General features: G+C 45.8%; 18 protein-coding genes. 7 read left to right on the forward strand and 11 right to left on the reverse strand.

Going from position 1 to position 18,910, the window contains the following annotated elements; all coding sequences use genetic code 11:
- Positions 1–45: 45 nt before the first annotated feature.
- From VX941_00585 to VX941_00605, 5 genes are all read right to left on the reverse strand, one after another.
- Positions 46–1,395: a hypothetical protein gene (locus tag VX941_00585; GenBank protein MEE2931904.1), complete on the reverse strand. Its 1,350-nt coding sequence runs from the start codon at positions 1,393–1,395 to the stop codon at positions 46–48.
- Positions 1,396–1,482: 87 nt separating this feature from the next.
- Positions 1,483–1,776, reverse strand: coding sequence for a hypothetical protein (locus VX941_00590; protein ID MEE2931905.1), 294 nt, complete (start codon positions 1,774–1,776; stop codon positions 1,483–1,485).
- Positions 1,777–1,803: 27 nt separating this feature from the next.
- Positions 1,804–3,144, reverse strand: coding sequence for a hypothetical protein (locus VX941_00595; protein ID MEE2931906.1), 1,341 nt, complete (start codon positions 3,142–3,144; stop codon positions 1,804–1,806).
- 93 nt (positions 3,145–3,237) lie between these two features.
- On the reverse strand, positions 3,238–3,522 hold the full coding sequence (locus VX941_00600) for a hypothetical protein (protein MEE2931907.1): 285 nt from the start codon (positions 3,520–3,522) through the stop codon (positions 3,238–3,240).
- Between the two features lie 163 nt (positions 3,523–3,685).
- Complete coding sequence (locus VX941_00605; protein MEE2931908.1) at positions 3,686–4,534, reverse strand: SDR family oxidoreductase; 849 nt, start codon at positions 4,532–4,534, stop codon at positions 3,686–3,688.
- A 69-nt stretch (positions 4,535–4,603) separates the two neighbouring features.
- Between VX941_00605 and VX941_00610 the strand changes: the two genes are divergently transcribed.
- Together VX941_00610 and VX941_00615 are read left to right on the forward strand one after the other, a co-directional pair.
- Positions 4,604–4,987, forward strand: coding sequence for a hypothetical protein (locus VX941_00610; protein MEE2931909.1), 384 nt, complete (start codon positions 4,604–4,606; stop codon positions 4,985–4,987).
- Entirely contained in the window at positions 4,984–5,841 is an 858-nt protein-coding gene (locus VX941_00615; GenBank protein MEE2931910.1) for a TauD/TfdA family dioxygenase, read from the forward strand. The genes VX941_00610 and VX941_00615 overlap by 4 nt, the downstream gene beginning before the upstream one ends.
- Here the strand turns inward: VX941_00615 and VX941_00620 are convergent.
- Positions 5,838–6,509 (reverse strand): glutathione S-transferase family protein, encoded by a 672-nt coding sequence (locus tag VX941_00620; protein ID MEE2931911.1) that lies wholly within the window; start codon positions 6,507–6,509, stop codon positions 5,838–5,840. The two genes, VX941_00615 and VX941_00620, sit on opposite strands and share 4 nt — an antisense overlap.
- 427 nt (positions 6,510–6,936) lie before the next feature.
- Here VX941_00620 and VX941_00625 point away from each other — a divergent pair, with 427 nt between their 5' ends.
- The 3 genes from VX941_00625 to VX941_00635 all read left to right on the forward strand — a co-directional run bounded on the left by VX941_00625 (position 6,937) and on the right by VX941_00635 (position 10,309).
- On the forward strand, positions 6,937–7,869 hold the full coding sequence (locus tag VX941_00625; protein MEE2931912.1) for a nitrilase-related carbon-nitrogen hydrolase: 933 nt from the start codon (positions 6,937–6,939) through the stop codon (positions 7,867–7,869).
- 345 nt (positions 7,870–8,214) lie between these two features.
- Complete coding sequence (locus VX941_00630) at positions 8,215–9,432, forward strand: CoA transferase (protein MEE2931913.1); 1,218 nt, start codon at positions 8,215–8,217, stop codon at positions 9,430–9,432.
- 136 nt (positions 9,433–9,568) lie between these two features.
- On the forward strand, positions 9,569–10,309 hold the full coding sequence (locus tag VX941_00635) for an SDR family oxidoreductase (protein ID MEE2931914.1): 741 nt from the start codon (positions 9,569–9,571) through the stop codon (positions 10,307–10,309).
- A 3-nt stretch (positions 10,310–10,312) separates the two neighbouring features.
- On the opposite strand, the gene VX941_00640 is transcribed toward VX941_00635, so the two are convergent.
- Together VX941_00640 and VX941_00645 are read right to left on the reverse strand one after the other, a co-directional pair.
- Positions 10,313–11,704, reverse strand: coding sequence for an MmgE/PrpD family protein (locus VX941_00640; protein MEE2931915.1), 1,392 nt, complete (start codon positions 11,702–11,704; stop codon positions 10,313–10,315).
- 177 nt (positions 11,705–11,881) lie between these two features.
- Positions 11,882–12,769, reverse strand: coding sequence for a TauD/TfdA family dioxygenase (locus VX941_00645; GenBank protein ID MEE2931916.1), 888 nt, complete (start codon positions 12,767–12,769; stop codon positions 11,882–11,884).
- A 219-nt stretch (positions 12,770–12,988) separates the two neighbouring features.
- Here VX941_00645 and VX941_00650 point away from each other — a divergent pair, with 219 nt between their 5' ends.
- Both VX941_00650 and VX941_00655 read left to right on the forward strand, forming a co-directional pair.
- A complete protein-coding gene (locus VX941_00650; GenBank protein MEE2931917.1) occupies positions 12,989–13,630 on the forward strand; it encodes an ABC transporter substrate-binding protein in 642 nt (213 codons plus the stop codon).
- Positions 13,631–13,647: 17 nt separating this feature from the next.
- Positions 13,648–14,505: a tetratricopeptide repeat protein gene (locus VX941_00655; protein MEE2931918.1), complete on the forward strand. Its 858-nt coding sequence runs from the start codon at positions 13,648–13,650 to the stop codon at positions 14,503–14,505.
- A 29-nt stretch (positions 14,506–14,534) separates the two neighbouring features.
- On the opposite strand, the gene VX941_00660 is transcribed toward VX941_00655, so the two are convergent.
- From VX941_00660 to VX941_00670, 3 genes are read right to left on the reverse strand one after another with little or no spacing between them, the layout of a single operon-like run.
- Positions 14,535–16,088 (reverse strand): DHA2 family efflux MFS transporter permease subunit, encoded by a 1,554-nt coding sequence (locus VX941_00660; GenBank protein ID MEE2931919.1) that lies wholly within the window; start codon positions 16,086–16,088, stop codon positions 14,535–14,537.
- A gap of 2 nt (positions 16,089–16,090) precedes the next feature.
- A complete protein-coding gene (locus tag VX941_00665; GenBank protein ID MEE2931920.1) occupies positions 16,091–17,653 on the reverse strand; it encodes an MDR family MFS transporter in 1,563 nt (520 codons plus the stop codon).
- Entirely contained in the window at positions 17,634–18,803 is a 1,170-nt protein-coding gene (locus VX941_00670; GenBank protein ID MEE2931921.1) for an HlyD family secretion protein, read from the reverse strand. The genes VX941_00665 and VX941_00670 overlap by 20 nt, the downstream gene beginning before the upstream one ends.
- Between the last annotated feature and the right edge of the window lie 107 nt (positions 18,804–18,910).

The following is an 18,910-nucleotide window of genomic DNA, read 5'->3' on the forward strand; positions in this document are numbered from 1 at the left end:
TTTGACATCAATTATAAAGTTGGAGTAGATCCAATTTACTGCACTTTAAATCAAACAAATGTCAGAACCACAGCCAAGTTCCCTGTCCGCATCATCTAGTAATTCATCAAAACCGTCCGGTGTCTTAATTTTTCTACCTACCACCGATGGAGAATTGGCCTGAAACCAGAAATTATGAGTTGGATGCCCTCCACCAGCTACCACAAGTGAAATGTTATCAGGCTCTGCAGTGATAGGCCATGGATCAACGCTGCATGAGTTCTTTACAACTGAGTTAGCATCCATCTCCAGCCACTGTGATAATCCACACAAATCAATATCTTTTTTTGGAATACGACTTCTGCTCCAAAGCTCTTTCTTAAGTCGGTCCTGACCAAACCCGAGCTCTGCAAACTGTTCCACAAGAACACTTGATAGCATCAATATGCCTGGCGTGCCCTTTTCGTATCCCGCAAGATAATGGAAAGTAGCTTGAGATAAATAGCGTGCAACACGATTAAGACTTTGCTCTACCTCTTCTTCAGCAGTCTCCTTGCCAGTTCCACGCCGCATAATATTCATGGCGCCTGAACATGCTACAACTGACACCGCATTGCAAGTTGATGCGAAACCATGTCGGTCAGATGCAAAACACTTCCATCCCTTTGGCAGGTTTTCATCGTCCTCAGCAAACACAACGTTTGTCGTACGCATAGGTCCAAAAATTGCCATAGTTCCAACGCCTGGCACTGCACCACCAACATTTTGCTGCAGGAAGCGAATTGCCCTGCCAATTGATACTCCTGCAGGCCTTTGCGGATTTGACCCCAAAAGGCCGAACCCAGAATTTAGCCGGATTTGTCGACTAATTGGCCCATTCACAATGACAACCGGAAATTGACTGCCGGAGGATGCTTGCCAACTAGCATGCTTTAATGCAGGATCCAGAATTGCCTCGAGCGCCGCCAACAAAAGAGATAGGTACTCTGGTCGACCTCCGGCCATTGCAAGCGCAACCGATGCCGCCTCCACCGTAACCAATCCGCCACGGGGCATAAACTTACCAATCACATGCTCGCGGTCAAGGTCGGTACCACGTAGCATATTGTTTACTAACTTTTTGGTTGGAGGATTTATGGGCAATCCATCTCCCCAATTATTGATCATGAACCAGTTATTAATTTGGGCTGCAACATCCTCAAAATCTTCGCCAGCCAACTTCACGCTAGGGGCTTTATTAACCCCAACAGCAGAGACACTTGGCTCCCATGTTGTTAGGCCTGAAATAAAACCCTCAAAAACCGAATGGATTGAGGACAGATCACTTTCAGCCATGAATAATTCTATTGGGAAACTGACAAGCGCCGCATCGGCATCGAACCCAAATCCAGACATAGTGTTTTTTATCACTCCCACAAACTCGTCCCTAGCAAGCAAGACAGTGGGGATGCCAGCGATCTCTAATCTAGCGGCAGCACGGCCGCATGCAGAAGCGCACCGCCCTCAGGCGGCATTGCCTACTATGATTGCATCTACTTCGAGCTCCTGCGCAACCCTCACAAGCTCTTCTGTGTCAATCAGATCATTTCCTAATGGGAACTTGTCCGGAGCGAGAATTTCAATATCTTTGCACTTTGATTGCAATAAATCTCCAACTAGTGGCAACGTACGATGAGCTTGCCATTCATCATTCGACACAAGTCCAATCTTTTTGCCATTCAGGCTTGCAAAACGAGCAGCATGCAGCTGTTCAATTTCTATTGCCCCAGTGGGATCGAATACTTCAAACTCAGGCATATACTTTCCTCCATTCTTACAGCTCCATTAGACAAGACAAACATTGTCGGCGCAACCAAGATCACGGTCGGCCTGCTCAAGCAGTTCTGACCAATTAGAGGGCGTTTCGACGATTTTCTTGCCAACAGTCAAAGCATTTCCTTGCAGCCAGAAATTATGGGTGGGATGTGCCCCTCCAGCTACTAAGACCATTATACCATCGGGCCTCTGGCAAATAGGCCATGGGTCGATTGAGGCAGCCTGAGCCACAGGGTCAGTTGAAGCTCTTATCCATTGTTCGAGGCCAGATGAAATAACTATTTCCTTTTGGATCTTGGTATTCTCCCACAGAAATTCTTTAATCTTTGTCTTGGTCCAACCCAAACGTGCTAATTGTTTTGCTACCACAGGTGAAATTATCACCGCACCAGCTGTTCCACCAGTCCATCCCCTTATGTAATGCGGATTAGCCGTCTGCATATATGTAGAGATACGCCGAAGACTATCCTCGGCCTCGACAATCAAAGTTTCTTTCCCTGTGCCACGTCGAATAATATTAGCACCACCGGTAGCAATGAACACAGAGACACTGTTGGTGCCGCGCGGCACACCATGCCACTCAGTAGCATGCGTTTCCCAATCATCGGGAAATGTTTCTTCGGCCTCCGCAATTACAGCGTTGGTATATCTCATGGCTCCAAATATCGCCATTGTCCCAACCCCGGGCAATGCCCCGCCGACATTTTGCTGCATCAGTCTTACCGCACGCCCTATAATTCCACCTGCTGGAGCCTGCGGGTTTGGTCCCATTAAACCAAACCCGGAGTTTATCCGAATGTCCGAAGCGACCGGCCCATTCACTATTATAACGGGAAATGTCATACCAGACGTCGACTGCCATTTATCATGATCCATAGACGGATGAAGGATAGCCTCGACCGCGGCAATAAGTATTGATAAATACTCCGGGCGTCCACCCGCCATCGCGAGTGAGATAGCAATGGTTTCGATAGTCACTATGCCCCCACGAGGCATAAATTTCCCTATTTTTTCATCGCGGGCTCTGTCTGTACCTTTGAGAATCCATTCAACCTTATCTGGGGTGGGTGGTATAATTGGGAGCCCATCTGACCAGAGATTCTTTATAAACAAGTTATTAACCGCAACCAGTGCTTTTGCATAATCTCCACCGTCGAGATTTATCATTTCGGCATTGCGCAACCCCAATTTACTAACTGCTGAATTCCAATTGATAAATCCATCGATGAATTTCTTTTTTGCTTTTTTTACGGGAGAGAGGTCACTTTCAATTAAAAATACATCTATAGGAAACTCTACCATAGGTGTATCGCGGGCAAACCCGAGACCCGCTACCGCATTTCTTACCACTCCCGCAAAATCTTCACGTGCGAAAATAGTCGTTGGTATTTTGGAGGCTTCTAGTCTGGCGGCAGCACGGCCGCATGCAGTAGAACAATTACCTCAGGCAGCGTTCCCTATTAGAACGCCGTCAACGGCAAGCTCTTTTGCCCTTATAACGGTAGCATCTGAGTCGATAACAGCATTGCCAATAGGAAATTCCTCATATGGTATTATTTCAATAGAAGGATACTCAGCCTTAAGCATTTCGCCTACCAACGGCAATGTCCGATGGGCCTGCCAACTATCATTCGAAAGTAAAGCAATTTTCTTTCCATCCAGACTATTAAAACGCGGTGAATGTAGTTCGGTTATTTCCGTTGCACCCGAGGGATCATAGATGTCCATTGCGAGTCCTCCCCTCTACCTAAACCAGAAAAAGATCAAAAGTAGCACGCCAGAAGCTGAAGCGAAAAGCCCCCTAGTTTTGCAATCAACCCAAAAAACGTTTTCAACCTGATATTAACAACCAGATTATTCTCCAGATCGAAATCTCTTCAGAAAATAGCATCTAAATCACCCGCACGGCGCCTCCATCCGTCGCAATGCACTGACCAGTGACATAGCTGCCCCGAGGTGATGCAAGAAAATAGATCGCTTCTGCCACCTCTTCTGCCGTTCCTAATCGCTGAAGAGGGACATTTTGTGTCCGTGGTAGAAAGTATTCATCTTCACTCATACCTTTGCCCCAACGTTGATACGCGCTCATCAGATTTGGTGTAACTATCCCACCGACGGATACGATATTAATACGAATATTCTCGGGTCCAAGCTCGAGCGATAGCCCTTGGGTCCAATTCATACATGCTGCCCAAGCTATTGCTGATGTAGCTGTGCGTGGCCCCGGCTGAATACCTTTTGTAGAGGTGATGTTCACAATGCTTCCTGATTGCGCTTTTCTCATCCAGGGAAGTGCTGATTGGGTTACACGCAACATTCCAAAAAATTTACGCTCAAAGGCAACTTGAAATTCTGTTTCGCCCATTTCAGAAAACCGGCTGGTGGGCAAGTAAGAAGCCCCAACAGGGTCTTCCGATAAAACTGGGCGAACAATCTTATCACTTTTATGTTGTTCGGACTCGCCCGCATTATTGACAAGCATATCTATTCGTCCGAACGTCTTGCCAACTTCAGCAGTAAATGAATCCACCGATTTCCGGTCCATAATGTCAGCCACAATAGGCAAAACCGTCGCGCCATATCGTTCCCGCAATTCTTTCGCTGCACGATCAAGAGTGTCGGCGGTGCGCCCGCACATAGCAATTGCCGCACCCTCTTTTGCAAATAATTCGACTGCGGCTCGGCCAATGCCTTTACTACCTCCGGTCAATACCAAGATTTTTCCGTTGAGTTCTCCCATACGTTCCTCTCGATTTAGTTTCAGGTTTTATGTCATAATCAAATTGTTTGGAAAACCTAGAAGGTTGATATGAATCCACAGCGCTTAGCTCCATGGGTTACGCTTTTTGCAGCATTATTGCTGTTCATGCAGTTCGTGTGGCTCATGCATTTAGCCGTTATATCCGGTGGCAAATACGTGTTCCGAGAGATCTATTGCGGCGCGATAATATTGCCAATGTGGCTTTTTGCCCGTGCAGGGTGGGGCCTTCTTTGTGGACATACGAATAAAAAGAATTGTTTGCGTGCGGGATCCATAATCTCAATATTGATTGGTCTCGGGCTCATGATGTTTGGTTCAATGACCTCAATTGCAGTAACTTTGACCACCTTGTTCTGTTTTTTTGCAGCAATTACGGGATGCCTTGCTTTGATATTAATGACGCGGGAACCCAGAAAAGAAAATAATAAATGAGTGTTACAATTACTCAATTGCATCCGAAATTCGCGGCACGAATTGAAGGAATTAATATTGCGGGCCATGTGTCAGAAACTGATTTTACCGATGTCAGAACCGCATTTGAAAAGTATTCCGTAATCGTAATTCACGATCAGGATATTGATGACGAACAACAAATGGAATTCTCAAAACGCTTCGGCGACTTGGAGATGATGGCGCCGCACCTAGGGAATGATGGGAAACCACGCCATGTCTCTGTGATGCATAATGAGGATAGAACTGGGAAGATCATTCCACCGGATGATGAGCGTATGATCTATCAATCGGCAAATATGATCTGGCACTCGGATAGCTCCTTTAAAATCGTGCCATCGCTTTGTTCGATGCTTCACGCACGTGTACTTCCTCCGAAAGGAGGTGAAACCGAGTTTGCAAGCATGAGGGCTGCTTACGATTCTCTGGAACCAGACATGAAAAATTACCTTGAAAACAAGGTAGCAATTCACGACTTCGCAAATACACGCAAAATGGTTGGAGGACAACTCTCCGACTGGCAAAAAAAGAACCTTCCGCCGGTGCGTCAGGCCCTCATCCGAAAAAATCCTGTCACAAATCGCAAGGCAATGTTCATTGGAGGACACGCAACTTCTATCGAAGGAATGGATGAAGAAAATGGAAAATCACTTCTCGCCCAATTGCTAAAGCATGCAACACAAAAAACATTTGTTTATTCCCATCATTGGAAAGTGGGAGACCTAGTCATATGGGACAATAGGGCCGTGCTACATCGCGGTCGAACTTGGGACATCGCGAATTATAAAAGGATTTTGCACCGTACAACCGTCGCTGGCGACGGTCCCACCGTTTAGCCTTCAATGTGCATAGATGGATCAGAAATAACGGCAAACGATGGACGCTTTTTAATATCAGCGTAATATCGCTCCAGGTTTTGCATTTCAGGGCGCTTTATATCCAATAGATTCCAGCGATGGCAGCGTATTGTCATAGGTATGTCAGCCATTGTCCAATGATCCGCCGCTAGAAATCTTGTTTCCGCAAGCTGTTTCTCGATAATGTTAAATTGTTCGATTAACTTAAGCCGCATCTCATCAGCCTTGGCAGCGCTGCGCTCGCTCGCTGGTAATCGTATGAGATGCATCACCAAGTCATGCATTGGAGGGATGAGTTGATTATTCTCCCACATTAGCCAACGAGCAGCAGAAGCAAAAAGCCTCGTATCGTTATTATAAAATAGTACGGGATCATACTGCATACCTAGATACTGTATTATTGCGTTCGATTCCCAGAGCACGTAGCCATTATCATTTATAGTAGGCACTGTGCCGTTTGGATTCATCTGACGGTATTCCAATGTATTTACGATACCGAACGGTGTCCCACCTTTTGCAACGGACCCATTGGGACCCATAGTTGCGCTAGCAAGCACATATTCATACTCAATGCCGAGCTCCGCCAATGCCAACATAACTTTTTGGGTCCGGGCTGAGCTTGGGCGCCCCCATAGCTTGAACTTCATGAAAGCCTCCGTCATTTGAACTTGGACATTATCAACGCAATGAGAATGTCACCAACAACAGCGCGTTATTTTCAAAACTATTTTCTGAAAGGTCGCCACGTCAACATTTCAAGAAATCTTATTTCACTTTACGACGTTTGGAATATGTTGGTTTGCAGGATGAGGATTAATGTAGGAACAAAAACCTACCGTTATAATAATCGCGTTGAAAGTGAAGTATGTACACCAAGTTGCCCAAGATATCATTCGTCAATAGTACTCGTTGCCTAGCATTATGTGGGATTTAGGCTATGTGGGGCAAATAAAATTCAATTCACAGCACTCCGAGGCAATTATCTCGGGCATCTATTGCGGGAGTTGTATTGATTGACTTTACCTAAGAAATTAGTTCAGATTCTTAGTTGAGATAATTTTTGAGGAGGTGGCTATGGGAAGAGAGATCCGTGTTGCAGCAGCTCAAATGGGCCCAAATCAACCAACAGATAAACGATCAGTCATCATCGACCGAATGATAAATTTGATTGAAAAAGGCGCGGCTGAGAAGGCTAACCTCGTGGTATTTCCTGAACTTGCCTTCACTACCTTTTTTCCTCGATATCTCATTGAAGATGAGGCAGTACTAGATAAATATTTTGAAATCGATATGCCTAACAAGGATAATGAGAACCTGTTCAGGGTGGCGAAAGATGCAAAAGTTGGGTTTTATGTGGGCTATGCCGAATTGAGTGTCGAGAGAAATACTAAGCGCCGATACAATACTGCTATTTTAGTGAGCCCTGAAGGTCATATCATCAATAAGTATAGAAAAATTCACCTACCAGGGACCCCTTCTCCTGTGCAGGGATATGCTCGGCAGCAGCTCGAAAAAAAATATTTTTCTATTGGGAATTTAGGCTTTCCAGTCGTAGAGGCTTTCGGGGCAAAAATTGGGATGGCTATATGTAATGATCGTCGCTGGCCCGAGACTTTCAGAGTCCTTGCTCTTAAAGGTGCAGAAATTGTTCTGATCGGCTACAATTCTGTCGCATTGAATAGGCACACTGGAGAAAATGAGGAAGAGCTCTACACGTATCATAGTAATCTTACGGTCCAAGCCGGTGCTTATCAAAATGCGAATTGGGTAGTATCTGTCGCAAAGGCGGGTACTGAGGACGGTTCGCCGATGGTTGGCTCAAGCGTCATCGTTGACCCTAACGGAAAACTCGCCGCACAAACAAAGACGCTCGCCGACGAGATTGTTACGCACACGGTTGACCTTGATGCCGCTGAGGAGTCTAGACGCTTAATGTTTAATTTCGAAAAAAATCGGCGCATAGAAGAGTATGGAATTATTGCAACACAGCGCGGTGCAAATAAATAAAAGTTATTATTCTTATTCCCCAGAAAATAGAGAAGAATTTTAGATATTTTTTAATCCCAACTATTTTTTATTATTTTGTTCTTGGGTTTTAGCACTCATGCCTAATCTTCTTGGCATGATGTCAGGCCTTCGGAGGCATTCTTCCAGACCGATTCTTCAAATGGCCAATGATCTACTGATTATAAGAGTGGTCAGGGACGTCTCCGCCAATTGTTCTTAATATCGCAGGATTGCATTTATTAGGGCTGATTTAAACAAGCCATAAGAAAGAAGAACGCCCGCATCTATGCAGGCGGAACTGCTTGAGTTAGGCTTACTCGAAGTTTTCAACAAAGGAGAGCCGTCATGTCTAACCCGCTTCATGCATCAGCTGCAAAAAACGACTTACCGATGTCCGATCTTGTTGTGCTCGATTTGACACGCGCCCGCGCCGGGCCCACTTGCGTTCGTATGCTAGCTGATTGGGGGGCGCACGTTATAAAAGTTGAAGCCACAGCCAAGGCGGACCCACGCATGAAAGGCCAGAATACTCAACGAAATCAACCCGACTTCTTTAACCTACATAGAAACAAGCGCAGTGTCACTTTGAACCTGAAAAAACCTGAGGGACACGCTATTTTTATGAAAATGGTTGCCAAAGCCGATATCATCGTTGAAAACTTCCGTGCCGATGTTAAGAATCGACTCAAGATTAGTTACCGAGAATGTGAAAAAATTAACCCCAGAATTATTTATGGTTCAATCTCAGGCTTCGGGCAGACCGGTCCTTACGCTCCACGTCCGGGCGTGGACCAAATCGCCCAAGGCATGGGTGGTTTGCAATCAATTACCGGTGAAGCGGATCGAAGTCCGATGCGTGTGGGTATCCCAATTTGCGATTTGACCGCCGGCATGTATCTTGCCATCGGCGTGTTGACAGCCTTGCATGAGCGTCATCGCACTGGCAAGGGACGTTGGGTGCACACTTCACTTTTAGAAGCAATGATTGGCATGCTCGACTACCAGCTGGCTCGCTGGACTATGGTTGGAGATCTACCGCCACAAGTTGGTAATGAGCACCCCATAAATGTACCTACTAATCTTTTCCCAACAAAAGACGGTCATGTGAACTTGGCAGCCGGCGGTGATCATATGTTTAAACGGTTTTGCAAAGCGCTTGACTGCGAAGAGTTATTAGAGGTCGAGAATTTTCGGACTAACGACCTCAGATTTAAGAATAGGATCGCTGTGAATGAAGCAGTCTCTGAGGTCACGAGGCGTTTTTCCACAGCAGAGGTGGTGGAAAAATTGAATGAGATTGGTGTACCCTGCGGCCCACAGTACAATATTGCAGAGCTAGTCGAAGATCCGCAGGTAAAGCACCTTGGTGTTACTTGGAAAGTCGAACACCCAGAACTGGGCGAAACCGAAATTAATGGCAATGCTATCAACATCCAGGGGCACGAAAAAGGTGCTCGGTTAAAGACACCAGAATACGGTGAATATAATGAGGAGGTACTTAAATCGCTAGGTTATGATGATGAGGAAATAATTGAGTTACGCGATAGAGAAGTAATCGTTTGAGCCTCAGCAAGCCAAGCAGATTTAGACCTATATTATTGAAATTATTTTTTTCTGAGAACAACCGAATTAGGTATCATTGAAACGTCTAAACCTAGGCCTTACGATAGTTTTGGTACTTTAGCGAAGGGTATAAAAAATGAATAAACCGCTCACAGGGAAAGTTGCCCTACTTACAGGGGCGGTACGACGTTCTGGCCGCGACGCAGCCATTCGTCTTGCTGAAGATGGTGCCAAAATTGTTATTAATGCCAAAAACTCCAGAGCACTTGCCGAAAATGTTGTCGCTGAGATAAATGATGCTGGAGGCACAGCGATGGTTCATATGGCTGACATAACAGACGAAGCGCAGGTGGAAGAAATGATCGGTCATGTGGCTAGCGAGTATGGAGGTCTCGATATTCTAGTGAATAATGCAGCGAATAGAGGTCACAACAAAATAGTCGATATGTCGTTCACAGAATGGAAAGAGATCACATCTATAGTGTTAGATGGTTCTTTTCTTTGCACTCGATCAGCTGTGAAATATATGATTGACAAAAGATGGGGCCGCATAATTTTCCTAGGGGGTATAGGCCCCCACCTAGGGTACCCAGACCGATGTCATGTATCCACTAGCAAGATGGGATTGGTTGGACTTATGCATTGCCTGACCAATGAACTAGCCGCTGATGGTATCACGGTAAATGTAGTTGCTCCTGGGCGTATTGGCGGCGAGAGAGCGCCCAGTGCCGGAGAACCCTCTGGAAATGTTCCCCCTGTGGGATTTGTTGGCGAGCCCACCGACGTCGGTCGGACCATCCAGTTTCTCTGTAGTCCGGATGCGCGATTTATTTCCGGTCAAACAATACACGTTAATGGGGGGGGCTTTTTAACCTAAATATTATTCGGCTGCACAAATTAAATCTGCGCTCCCATTTTCTACGAGTGAAGAAAAAGTACGAATGCTATCGCACTCTTTGATAGCTTGAATCGCGTCGTACAATGCGTCTGCTTGCTCAGAGGGCAATACCCTTGCTGCACAAGTATGAAATTTGGCTCTCATTTTTTCTGCTGAAATAGGATCAGAAGTTGAACGCCCTCGAGCGGCTTTTGTGGCTCGAACAACCACCGTACCGTCTTCTTTTTCAACACGCACCTCCGCACCAAAATGATCGTAAGATTCAGGATCCATATTCGGATGAGGTGCTGCTTTTAGCCGTCCCATAAGCAATCGCACTGTTGAATCATTGTATGCCTCGTTCTCAAAATGCTCGAGAATAACTCGCCCCTCCAATAAGCATCGGGACACTACATACTGGACTGAAAATTTTGCATCGAGTACTCCCTGAGGATTGGGTTTATTGGTGTGTTTCAAACGACGCGGATGTGTCCAAACATCCACGTGCTTGATTTCGTCAATAGGTATCTTTTCATCTTCGTAAAGCTCTATTGCAACGTCAGCAGCAGAATGTGTTGAGCCGCAACAGGGATATTGCTTAATAGCTATACCTGGGTCCAAAATGTCGAGAGGATCGCCAAAACCATCAAAGGCCTTATCGATATTGTAGTTGCCACTGCCATTGTATACCTCAAAAAACCCCTGACTATGTTCAAAGGCGTCAGGAGCCCCCATGAAACCGGCCTGGGCTAGGCACGCAGCCTGAATTCCATTACGACAGGCAAGTCCCGCATGAAGCGGTTTAGTCATAGTGCCAAAGTTAGACTTAATACCTGATGCCATTGAAGCTGCGATTGCTATCGCATTTTCAATTTGAGCCGGCGCCATTTTAAGGAGAGTGCAACATGCTGCTGTAGCGCCAAATGTCCCCATAGTAGAAGTAGGATGCCACCCCTTCTCATAATGGTGCATATGAACAGCTTTGCCTAACCGAGCTTGCGTCTCAAAACCGACTACGTACGCATGCATCACCTCTTTACCTGTCGCATTAGTATCTTCACCAAGTGCCAGAATTGCTGGGAACAAAACTGCCGATGGATGGCCACCCATCGAATTATTCATATCGTCAAAATCATGAGCATGCGAAGCTGTCCCATTTACAAGTGCCGCATCGAGAGCACTCAGTCTATCCGCTTTACCATAAATGAGAGATTTACCCACTGACCCTCGCCCAAATACTTTGCGCGCAATCTCCGTGCACGGTTCATTTGAGCCCGCCAAAGTTACCGCAACGTAGTCGAGTAACCCGTATGTCACCCAACGATTTACTGCTTCGTTTAAAATATCCGGCCCTAGACTGCCAATACTTTCCGCAAATCTTTTAGCAAATCCCATAATTGCCCCTTTCTTGAAAGAAACTATGACACTATTCGGTTAAAGCCACCCAGTCACATGCTTATTTCAGCAACTTCTAAAACCATGCCATATTAATCCCCGTCATGCACTCGCGATAGCAAAACCCACCGTGCCTTACCTAAGCCCTATTAAATAGATCCAGCAGAGCTGGTGCCATCATAAATGAGACCATGCCGCTTGAGGAGAAACACCTTTTATTTGTGCACGATGCATTCTGCGACGCTCGTTATTATTGAATGACTCTCGATAATGCATGCAACAACGATTATCCCAGATTAGCAAATCACCCACCTGCCATTCGTGTCTACACGAAAATGAACTGGCATCACAGTGGTCCCAAAGCTTATCGAATAACTCTGTATCGGTTTCTCCAATAATATTTGATGCACCTGATTTCCGGCCTAAGAACAAAGCTCGTCTCTCCGTTTCTGGATGAGACACTACCAGAGGATGATGTGCACCGGGAGCTTTCTCGGGGTCTGTGTTGCCATCAAACTCCTCATAAATCTTGCGCACTTCACCAGCACTAGTGTACGTAGCGTCGTGCACGGCTGACTTTCCCCAAATTTTTCCTTTAATATCATTTGGCAGGTTTTCATAGACCTTATACATATCCATAAAATGAGTGCCGCCGCCAGCGCTTGGAATTTCCAAAGCGTAGAGCATGCTCGCCGTTGGCGGGTTATCTATATATGACATATCTGTATGCCAAATTGCTTCACCGTTGCCCAAGCTACCAATAGGCTTTCCATCCTCTTTGATATTAGAAATACAAGTTAACTCGGGAAATTCAGCCAGCCAGGTATTCCCGGACTTGTTGGGTGGAGAGTGTTCTGGCTCTCCAAAATACTCTGCTACGGCCACAAGATTTCTATTGCTGAGTTGTTGGTTGCGAAAAAAAATAACCAAATGATCATACCAAGCTTCTAAAATGCTATGGATCGTATCATCTGATAATGGTTTACTGAGGTCGATACCAACAATCTCAGCGCCTAATGGTGCATCCAAGGGGACGACCCTCATATCATCTTTTGTATTGCCCATTTTCCATTCTCCCTTAAACTCCTTGCGATTCTTCCTATTATAAGGACTACATTTTTGTATCAATAAAACCAGACCATGACATTTACAATCCTGCCAAATCATCATTGGCTTTGAGTGGGCAATATAACGGATTTTTTTGGTTAAAAACCAAATCTTGATGGTTCTGTGACTTACAGGTAGTACTTACGTATTTTGATGCCACTTATTTTCGGAGAGGCGATGTTTAGACCTAATGTTTTTATTATGCGGTGGGTTTGTGTCGCTATATTTCTTACCTCGATGCATATGGTGAATGATACTGCTAGGGCAGCTACTGTCCCTGGTGACGCTAAGCAGTATATGGATAAACTTGCAACAAAGACCCTTAGCATTTTAGCCAACAAGGACATTCCACTCACCGAGCGCGAACAAAAAGTTCGCATACTTTTAGGCGAGAATCTTGCAATTGAAGCAATTGGCCGATTTGTTGTCGGACGAGCCTGGCGCAGCGCCTCTGATGAGCAAAAAAGTGTGTACCGAGACCTTTTTGAAAAATTTATTACAATAACATATGCAAAGAGATTAGGAGGTTACGCTGGAGAAAGGTTTACAATCACCTCCTCTAAAAGTGTTGGGAAAAAAGGTGACGCACTCGTTACGACCGAAATTCAGCGCCCCAGTGGTCCCCCCTTAAAAGCGAGTTGGCGCATTCGCTACTCGAAAGGCGCATTTCTGATACTGGATGTCATGGTTGAGGGAATAAGCATGGTTGTGGCTCAGCGTGCCGAGTTTACCACCATAATAAAGAAAAGCGGCATGCACGGCCTTATAGAAACGCTGCGCGCAAAGGCCTCCTCATTCGGCGTGAGGGCTCCCAAATGACAGGAAGGGAAAGGATGATGATAAGCAAAAGAAGAGCCCGAAATTCTAATGGAACCCACAAGCGTGGGAGATACTCATTTATGCTAACAGCAATGGTAGTAACGATAATAATCGTAACTTCTGAAGTCATTGCGGGTGCTAAAGCTGATTTCAAAGCTGGATGGAATGCATATCAAAATGGTAATTTTATTAGTGCCCTCAAAATCTGGAGGCCTCTGGCTGAGAAAGGAGACACCCGAGCTCAATTCAATATCGGCGTAATGTTTGCAGAGGGAAAAGGGAGAGCGCAAAGTTATAAGCGCGCGGTTCAATGGTGGGAGAAAGCAGCAGAAAATGGAGATGCGGAGGCCCAACATAATATTGCCATGGCTTACATTGTGGGCAACGGTGTGGAAAAAAACTATAAACAAGCCGTTAACTGGTTAAAAAAAGCTTCCAATCTTGGTCTGGTGCGCTCACAGTATGCCCTCGGTAGAATGTATGACTACGGTTTCGGTATCCCCCGGGATCAAGTAGAGGCTGCGAAATACGTTTCTTTGGCAGCCCAAAAAGGCTTCGACAAGGCACAATATAACTTAGGTAAGCGATACCGAGACGGCAAAGGAGTTTCAAGAAGTCTTAAGCTCTCGGCAAAATGGTTTTTAGCGGCGGCAGAGCAGGGTCACGTTAGAGCACAAAATCATATAGGTGTGAGACTTATCCGTGGGGACGGAATAGAAAAAAATCCTGCGAAGGGCCTGATGTACCTTATTTTGGCTTCGGAAAAAGGACACATAAAAGCAGCCGAGCATAAAGCTAAACTCAGCGCGGATATTGCGATCAGAGATAAGGAGATGGCGGAAGAAATGGCCGCCAGTTGGAAACCCATTCGGTAATCATTGTTTTCGTCTAAGATGAGGTTTTTTTATCGGGGGGGGGTCGAACGACCAAGTATCCACGCAGGACATATGGCGATAACGTAGACTACACTGATAATCAGAAATCCGTCTTTAAACCCGAGTGTACTAGCCTGAGCCGAAATTATATCACCCAAATAATGTAAAGCCCCTGGACCACGAATAGCCTCTGGAACTCCAAATTCCCCGAGAAGTTGTCCCACTTGATCCAACAAACCTCTGCTTATCAGGTTTTCAGGAGTTTGAGTCGCTACTAATGCATCTGCATGAAATTGAGTTCGTTGTTCCATAGCCACTACCAAGCCACAGACTCCAAAGGCTCCACCGAGCTGGCGAAGAAAATTCATTGTACCAGAACCCTTATTCAATTCCTCAGAAGAGAGCGCTCTCAAAGCGGCTGTATTAAGAGCAGGTAGTATCATCGACATCCCGAACCGACTGATCATAACGAAGATAGCAAAAGTCCAAAAAGCTGTGTTAACATCGGACCCGTTCATAAGGAGACTGCCGAGCGCAAACATCCCAAGCCCAATCATTACCATATAATGAGGAGACACGAGGTCGGTAAGCCTTCCCATAAAAGAAACTAAGCATACAACCATAATACCCGCGGGAAGTAACACTAAGCCCGACAGCGTAGCGGAAAAATTCTGTACCTCTTGAACAAACACTGGAATTATGTAGTTCGAAGCAAAATTACCCATTCCAAAAACGAAATAAACGATCACTGCAGCACTAAACTGCGCATTATAGAATAGAGAAAAGTCTAATAAAGGCGCCGCACTTCGTAATTGTAGGCGAATAAACCAACCACCCACTATCAATGCCAAGAAGAATAACGTGAGGATATAGTTTGACGACCAGCCATAGCGCTGTCCATTGCTGAGAGCTGTTAACAATAGGAATACTGCCGCTACTAAAAGGATGTAACTTGACCAGTCAAATCGCGGTAGATGACGAACTTTCCATGACCCGGGAAGGAAAAAGAACCCCAAAGCCAAAGCCGCAGCACAAAATGGCAAAGGAAACAGAAAAATATGACGCCAACTCAGTTCGTCTATAATGTACCCACCCGCTACAGGTCCAAGCATCGGGGACATCATGAGGCCGGTGCTATAAATTCCCATCGCCAAACCTCGCTTTTCAGGAGGGAAAGCCCGATAGATCACAGACATCATTAAGGGTTGTATTATACCTGCCGGAATGCCCTGTATCACCCGCCCCAGTATCAAAAAATCCATACTTGGACTAAAGTAGCAAAGCCAACTCCCAAAAAGGAAGACAACTGCAATGACCGTGTAGGTTAACCGTTCTCCCAAAGCATCTATAAACCACGCCGCCAGCAATTGACTAGCAACCATGGTCGCTATGAAGGCAGTTGCCATCCATTGTGCCTGGTCTTGACCAACACCAAATGCGCCCATCGCGCTTGGCACCGCAACATTTACTATAGTTGCTGAAAGCACCATTGATATGGTCCCCGTTACCCCTGCAGCCGCGACTAACCATCGAAACTTTGGGCCATACCGAGCCTCAAGCTCTGCCATATCTCCAGCTGCCATCTTTATTCCTCCGTATGCCGCGGGCGCTCGCGCATGGCATATGCTGGCAGTAATGCCAAAAGGAAAAATAAGGCAAGAACTAGGAAACCGTCTTTAAAACCAAATGTATAGGCTTGCGCATAGATAATTTCGCCAAGATAATGCAAAGCTCCCGGTGTATGTAGTGTGTCTGGCAGGCCGTGTTGCCCCATTATATTGCTAACGGCACCCAACAGTTCGCGGCTAACATTGTTACCAGGCGTCTGAGTAGCGGTCAGACTCGTGCCATGGAACTGAGCTCGATTCTCCATTGTGATAACAAGTATTGAAATACCAGATGCACCACCGAGTTGCCGAAGAAAGTTCAAGGCACCGGCACCTTGATTTAGTTCCTCCGGCTCAAGTGCATCGAAAGCCGCAGTGGTGAGGGAGGGCAAAATAAATGCAAGACCAAATCTACTTATGATTATAAAAATCATGAGACTCAAGAAAGAAGTGTTCACATCTGCTCCGCTCATAAGAATAGCTCCAGCGGCAAATAGTATTAGACCCGACATAACCATGATGTGTGCCGGCACATGATCCGAGAGCCTTCCAGTAAAAGGAAGAGCTGCCGACAGAAGAATTCCGGCCGGCATCATCACAAGACCTGCATTACTAGGTGTAAACCCCTGAACCACCTGGGAAAATACTGGGACCATATAACTTGAGGCAAAGTTACCCATACCAAAGACGAAAGATACCGCCACTGCCGCACTGAAACGTCCGTGGCGGAAAAGAGAAAAGTCTAACATTGGAAGCGTTGCCTGAGTTTGTATCTTTATGAACCATATACCGGTGGCCAAGCCTATTAGAATAGTGTAAATCATGACGTTAGAGTCCCAACCCCATCTCTGACCATTAGATAACATCGAAATGATGCAACACAAAGTTACGCACAGAAGTATGTAACTTGACCAATCAAATCTTGGCAAAGGTCCTCTTGGGCGATCTCCGGGTATGAAAATAGGCCCAAAAATCAGTCCTACAATTGCTAGGGGTACTGGTGCATAAAAGATTGTTCTCCATGAAAAATAGTCGATTACGTACCCACCGAGTAACGGACCGAAGGTCGGCGCTAGAGTTGCTACCATGCCGTATATACCCATTCCGAAACCACGTTTATCAGCAGGGTAGACTTTAAACACCAGCACCATAACTAGGGGTTGCATAACTCCCGCCCCCATGCCTTGAAGCACCCGACCTAAAACCAAAAAATCTAGAGTAGTTGTTGTGGTGCAAACAAGAGTACCAAACAACCAAATACATATTATGATGACGTAGGCAAGCCGCGTACCAAAAGCTCTAACAAACCAATGGCTGAGAAGTTGGCTCGCAACCATAGTCGCAAGATAAGCCGTAGCTACCCATTGGGCCTGGTCTTGACCAACTCCGAAAGCTCCCATAACACTTGGGATCGCTACGTTGACAATGGTTGCCGAAATGAACATGCAAAATGTACCGGACATCGCAACGATGGTTATTATCCAGCGTTCAGTAGGAGTGTATTCCTCTACACGTCCACTATCATCGATCTCGGATATCAATATTGACCTCGACCATCATGCCTGGACGTAGCAGTCCCTTCTGCTGCTCTACCTTTATTCGAACTGGCAACCGCTGCGTAATTTTAGTAAAATTACCGCTGGGATTTGGCGTGGGAAGGAGCGCGAATTCGCTTGTTGTAGAATTGCCTATCGCTTCTACCCTCCCTACAATCTCGAGATCAGGGAAAGCATCAACAGAAATGTCTACGGATTGGCCAATCCTTAGTTTGCGAACCTCGGTTTCTTTGATGTTGGCTTCAACCCAAATCTTATTTGGGTCATGTATGATGGCGAGACGTTGCGCAGGTGTCACATACTCCCCAACATCAACAAAAATTTTATCGACCACACCCTCAATTTTACTCTTAATTGTACGATCCATAAGATCGATTTTCTGACGCTCTAGTTTTGCTCCTAGCTGTTCTATACGTTGTCGTAGGACTTGGCCTTCTTCATCTAATACCTGGACTCGATTGAGATTTGCCGCCGCCTCATCCAACCGGGCCTCTAAAGATTGAAGACTTGCTAATGCTTTTTGGTATTCAACATTGACTTGCTGCGCCCGTGTCATGGCCTGCTCTAATTGAATACGCGGGATAACTTTCTTCTTAAACAACGTCTTTGTACGCTGCAATTCAGCCCGCGCTACCTCACGATGAACCTTCAATGCCTGTACAACTGACTTAGCCCCGTTTAATGACGATACTGCTGTCTGATATTGACTTTCAGATTGTTTCGCCACTAGGTCGCGACGAGCATGCAGACGGTTAAGAGATGCATCGGTAGCCTTAACTTCAGACCCTAGCTGGCGAACTAACAGCTCAGATTCTTGTTTATCTATAACCGTCAGGACGTCGCCCACGCCAATGATTTGTCCCTCACGCACTGGGATTTCAGTAATCCAACCTGGTACACGGCTTGAGATTGTGATGAGATTTCCGGTTATGCGAGCATCATATTCGTAAACATGAGTCATTCGAGAACGTATCTCGAATCCACCCCAGATTAGGCCGAGCATAACTAAGACTGCCGCGGCTAAGTGTTGTGGTTTTAACCTTGGCAACCACTTGTGGACCGATACAAGCGGGGAGAATCTACCCAGACTGGTAGATGAACTTGCCTGGGATTTTTTCTCTTCCTTTTTTGTCACCTCGATATCCTTACTTGCTATTTCATACGCCAAACCAGTCACAGGCGAGATCAATTTGTTTTTTGTTCGTTTCTTAGTTCAGAAAAAATGTTAAACTGACAGGCGCT

This window comes from Pseudomonadota bacterium, assembly GCA_036339585.1.
In the GTDB taxonomy this organism is placed as follows: domain Bacteria; phylum Pseudomonadota; class Alphaproteobacteria; order UBA8366; family UBA8366; genus UBA8366.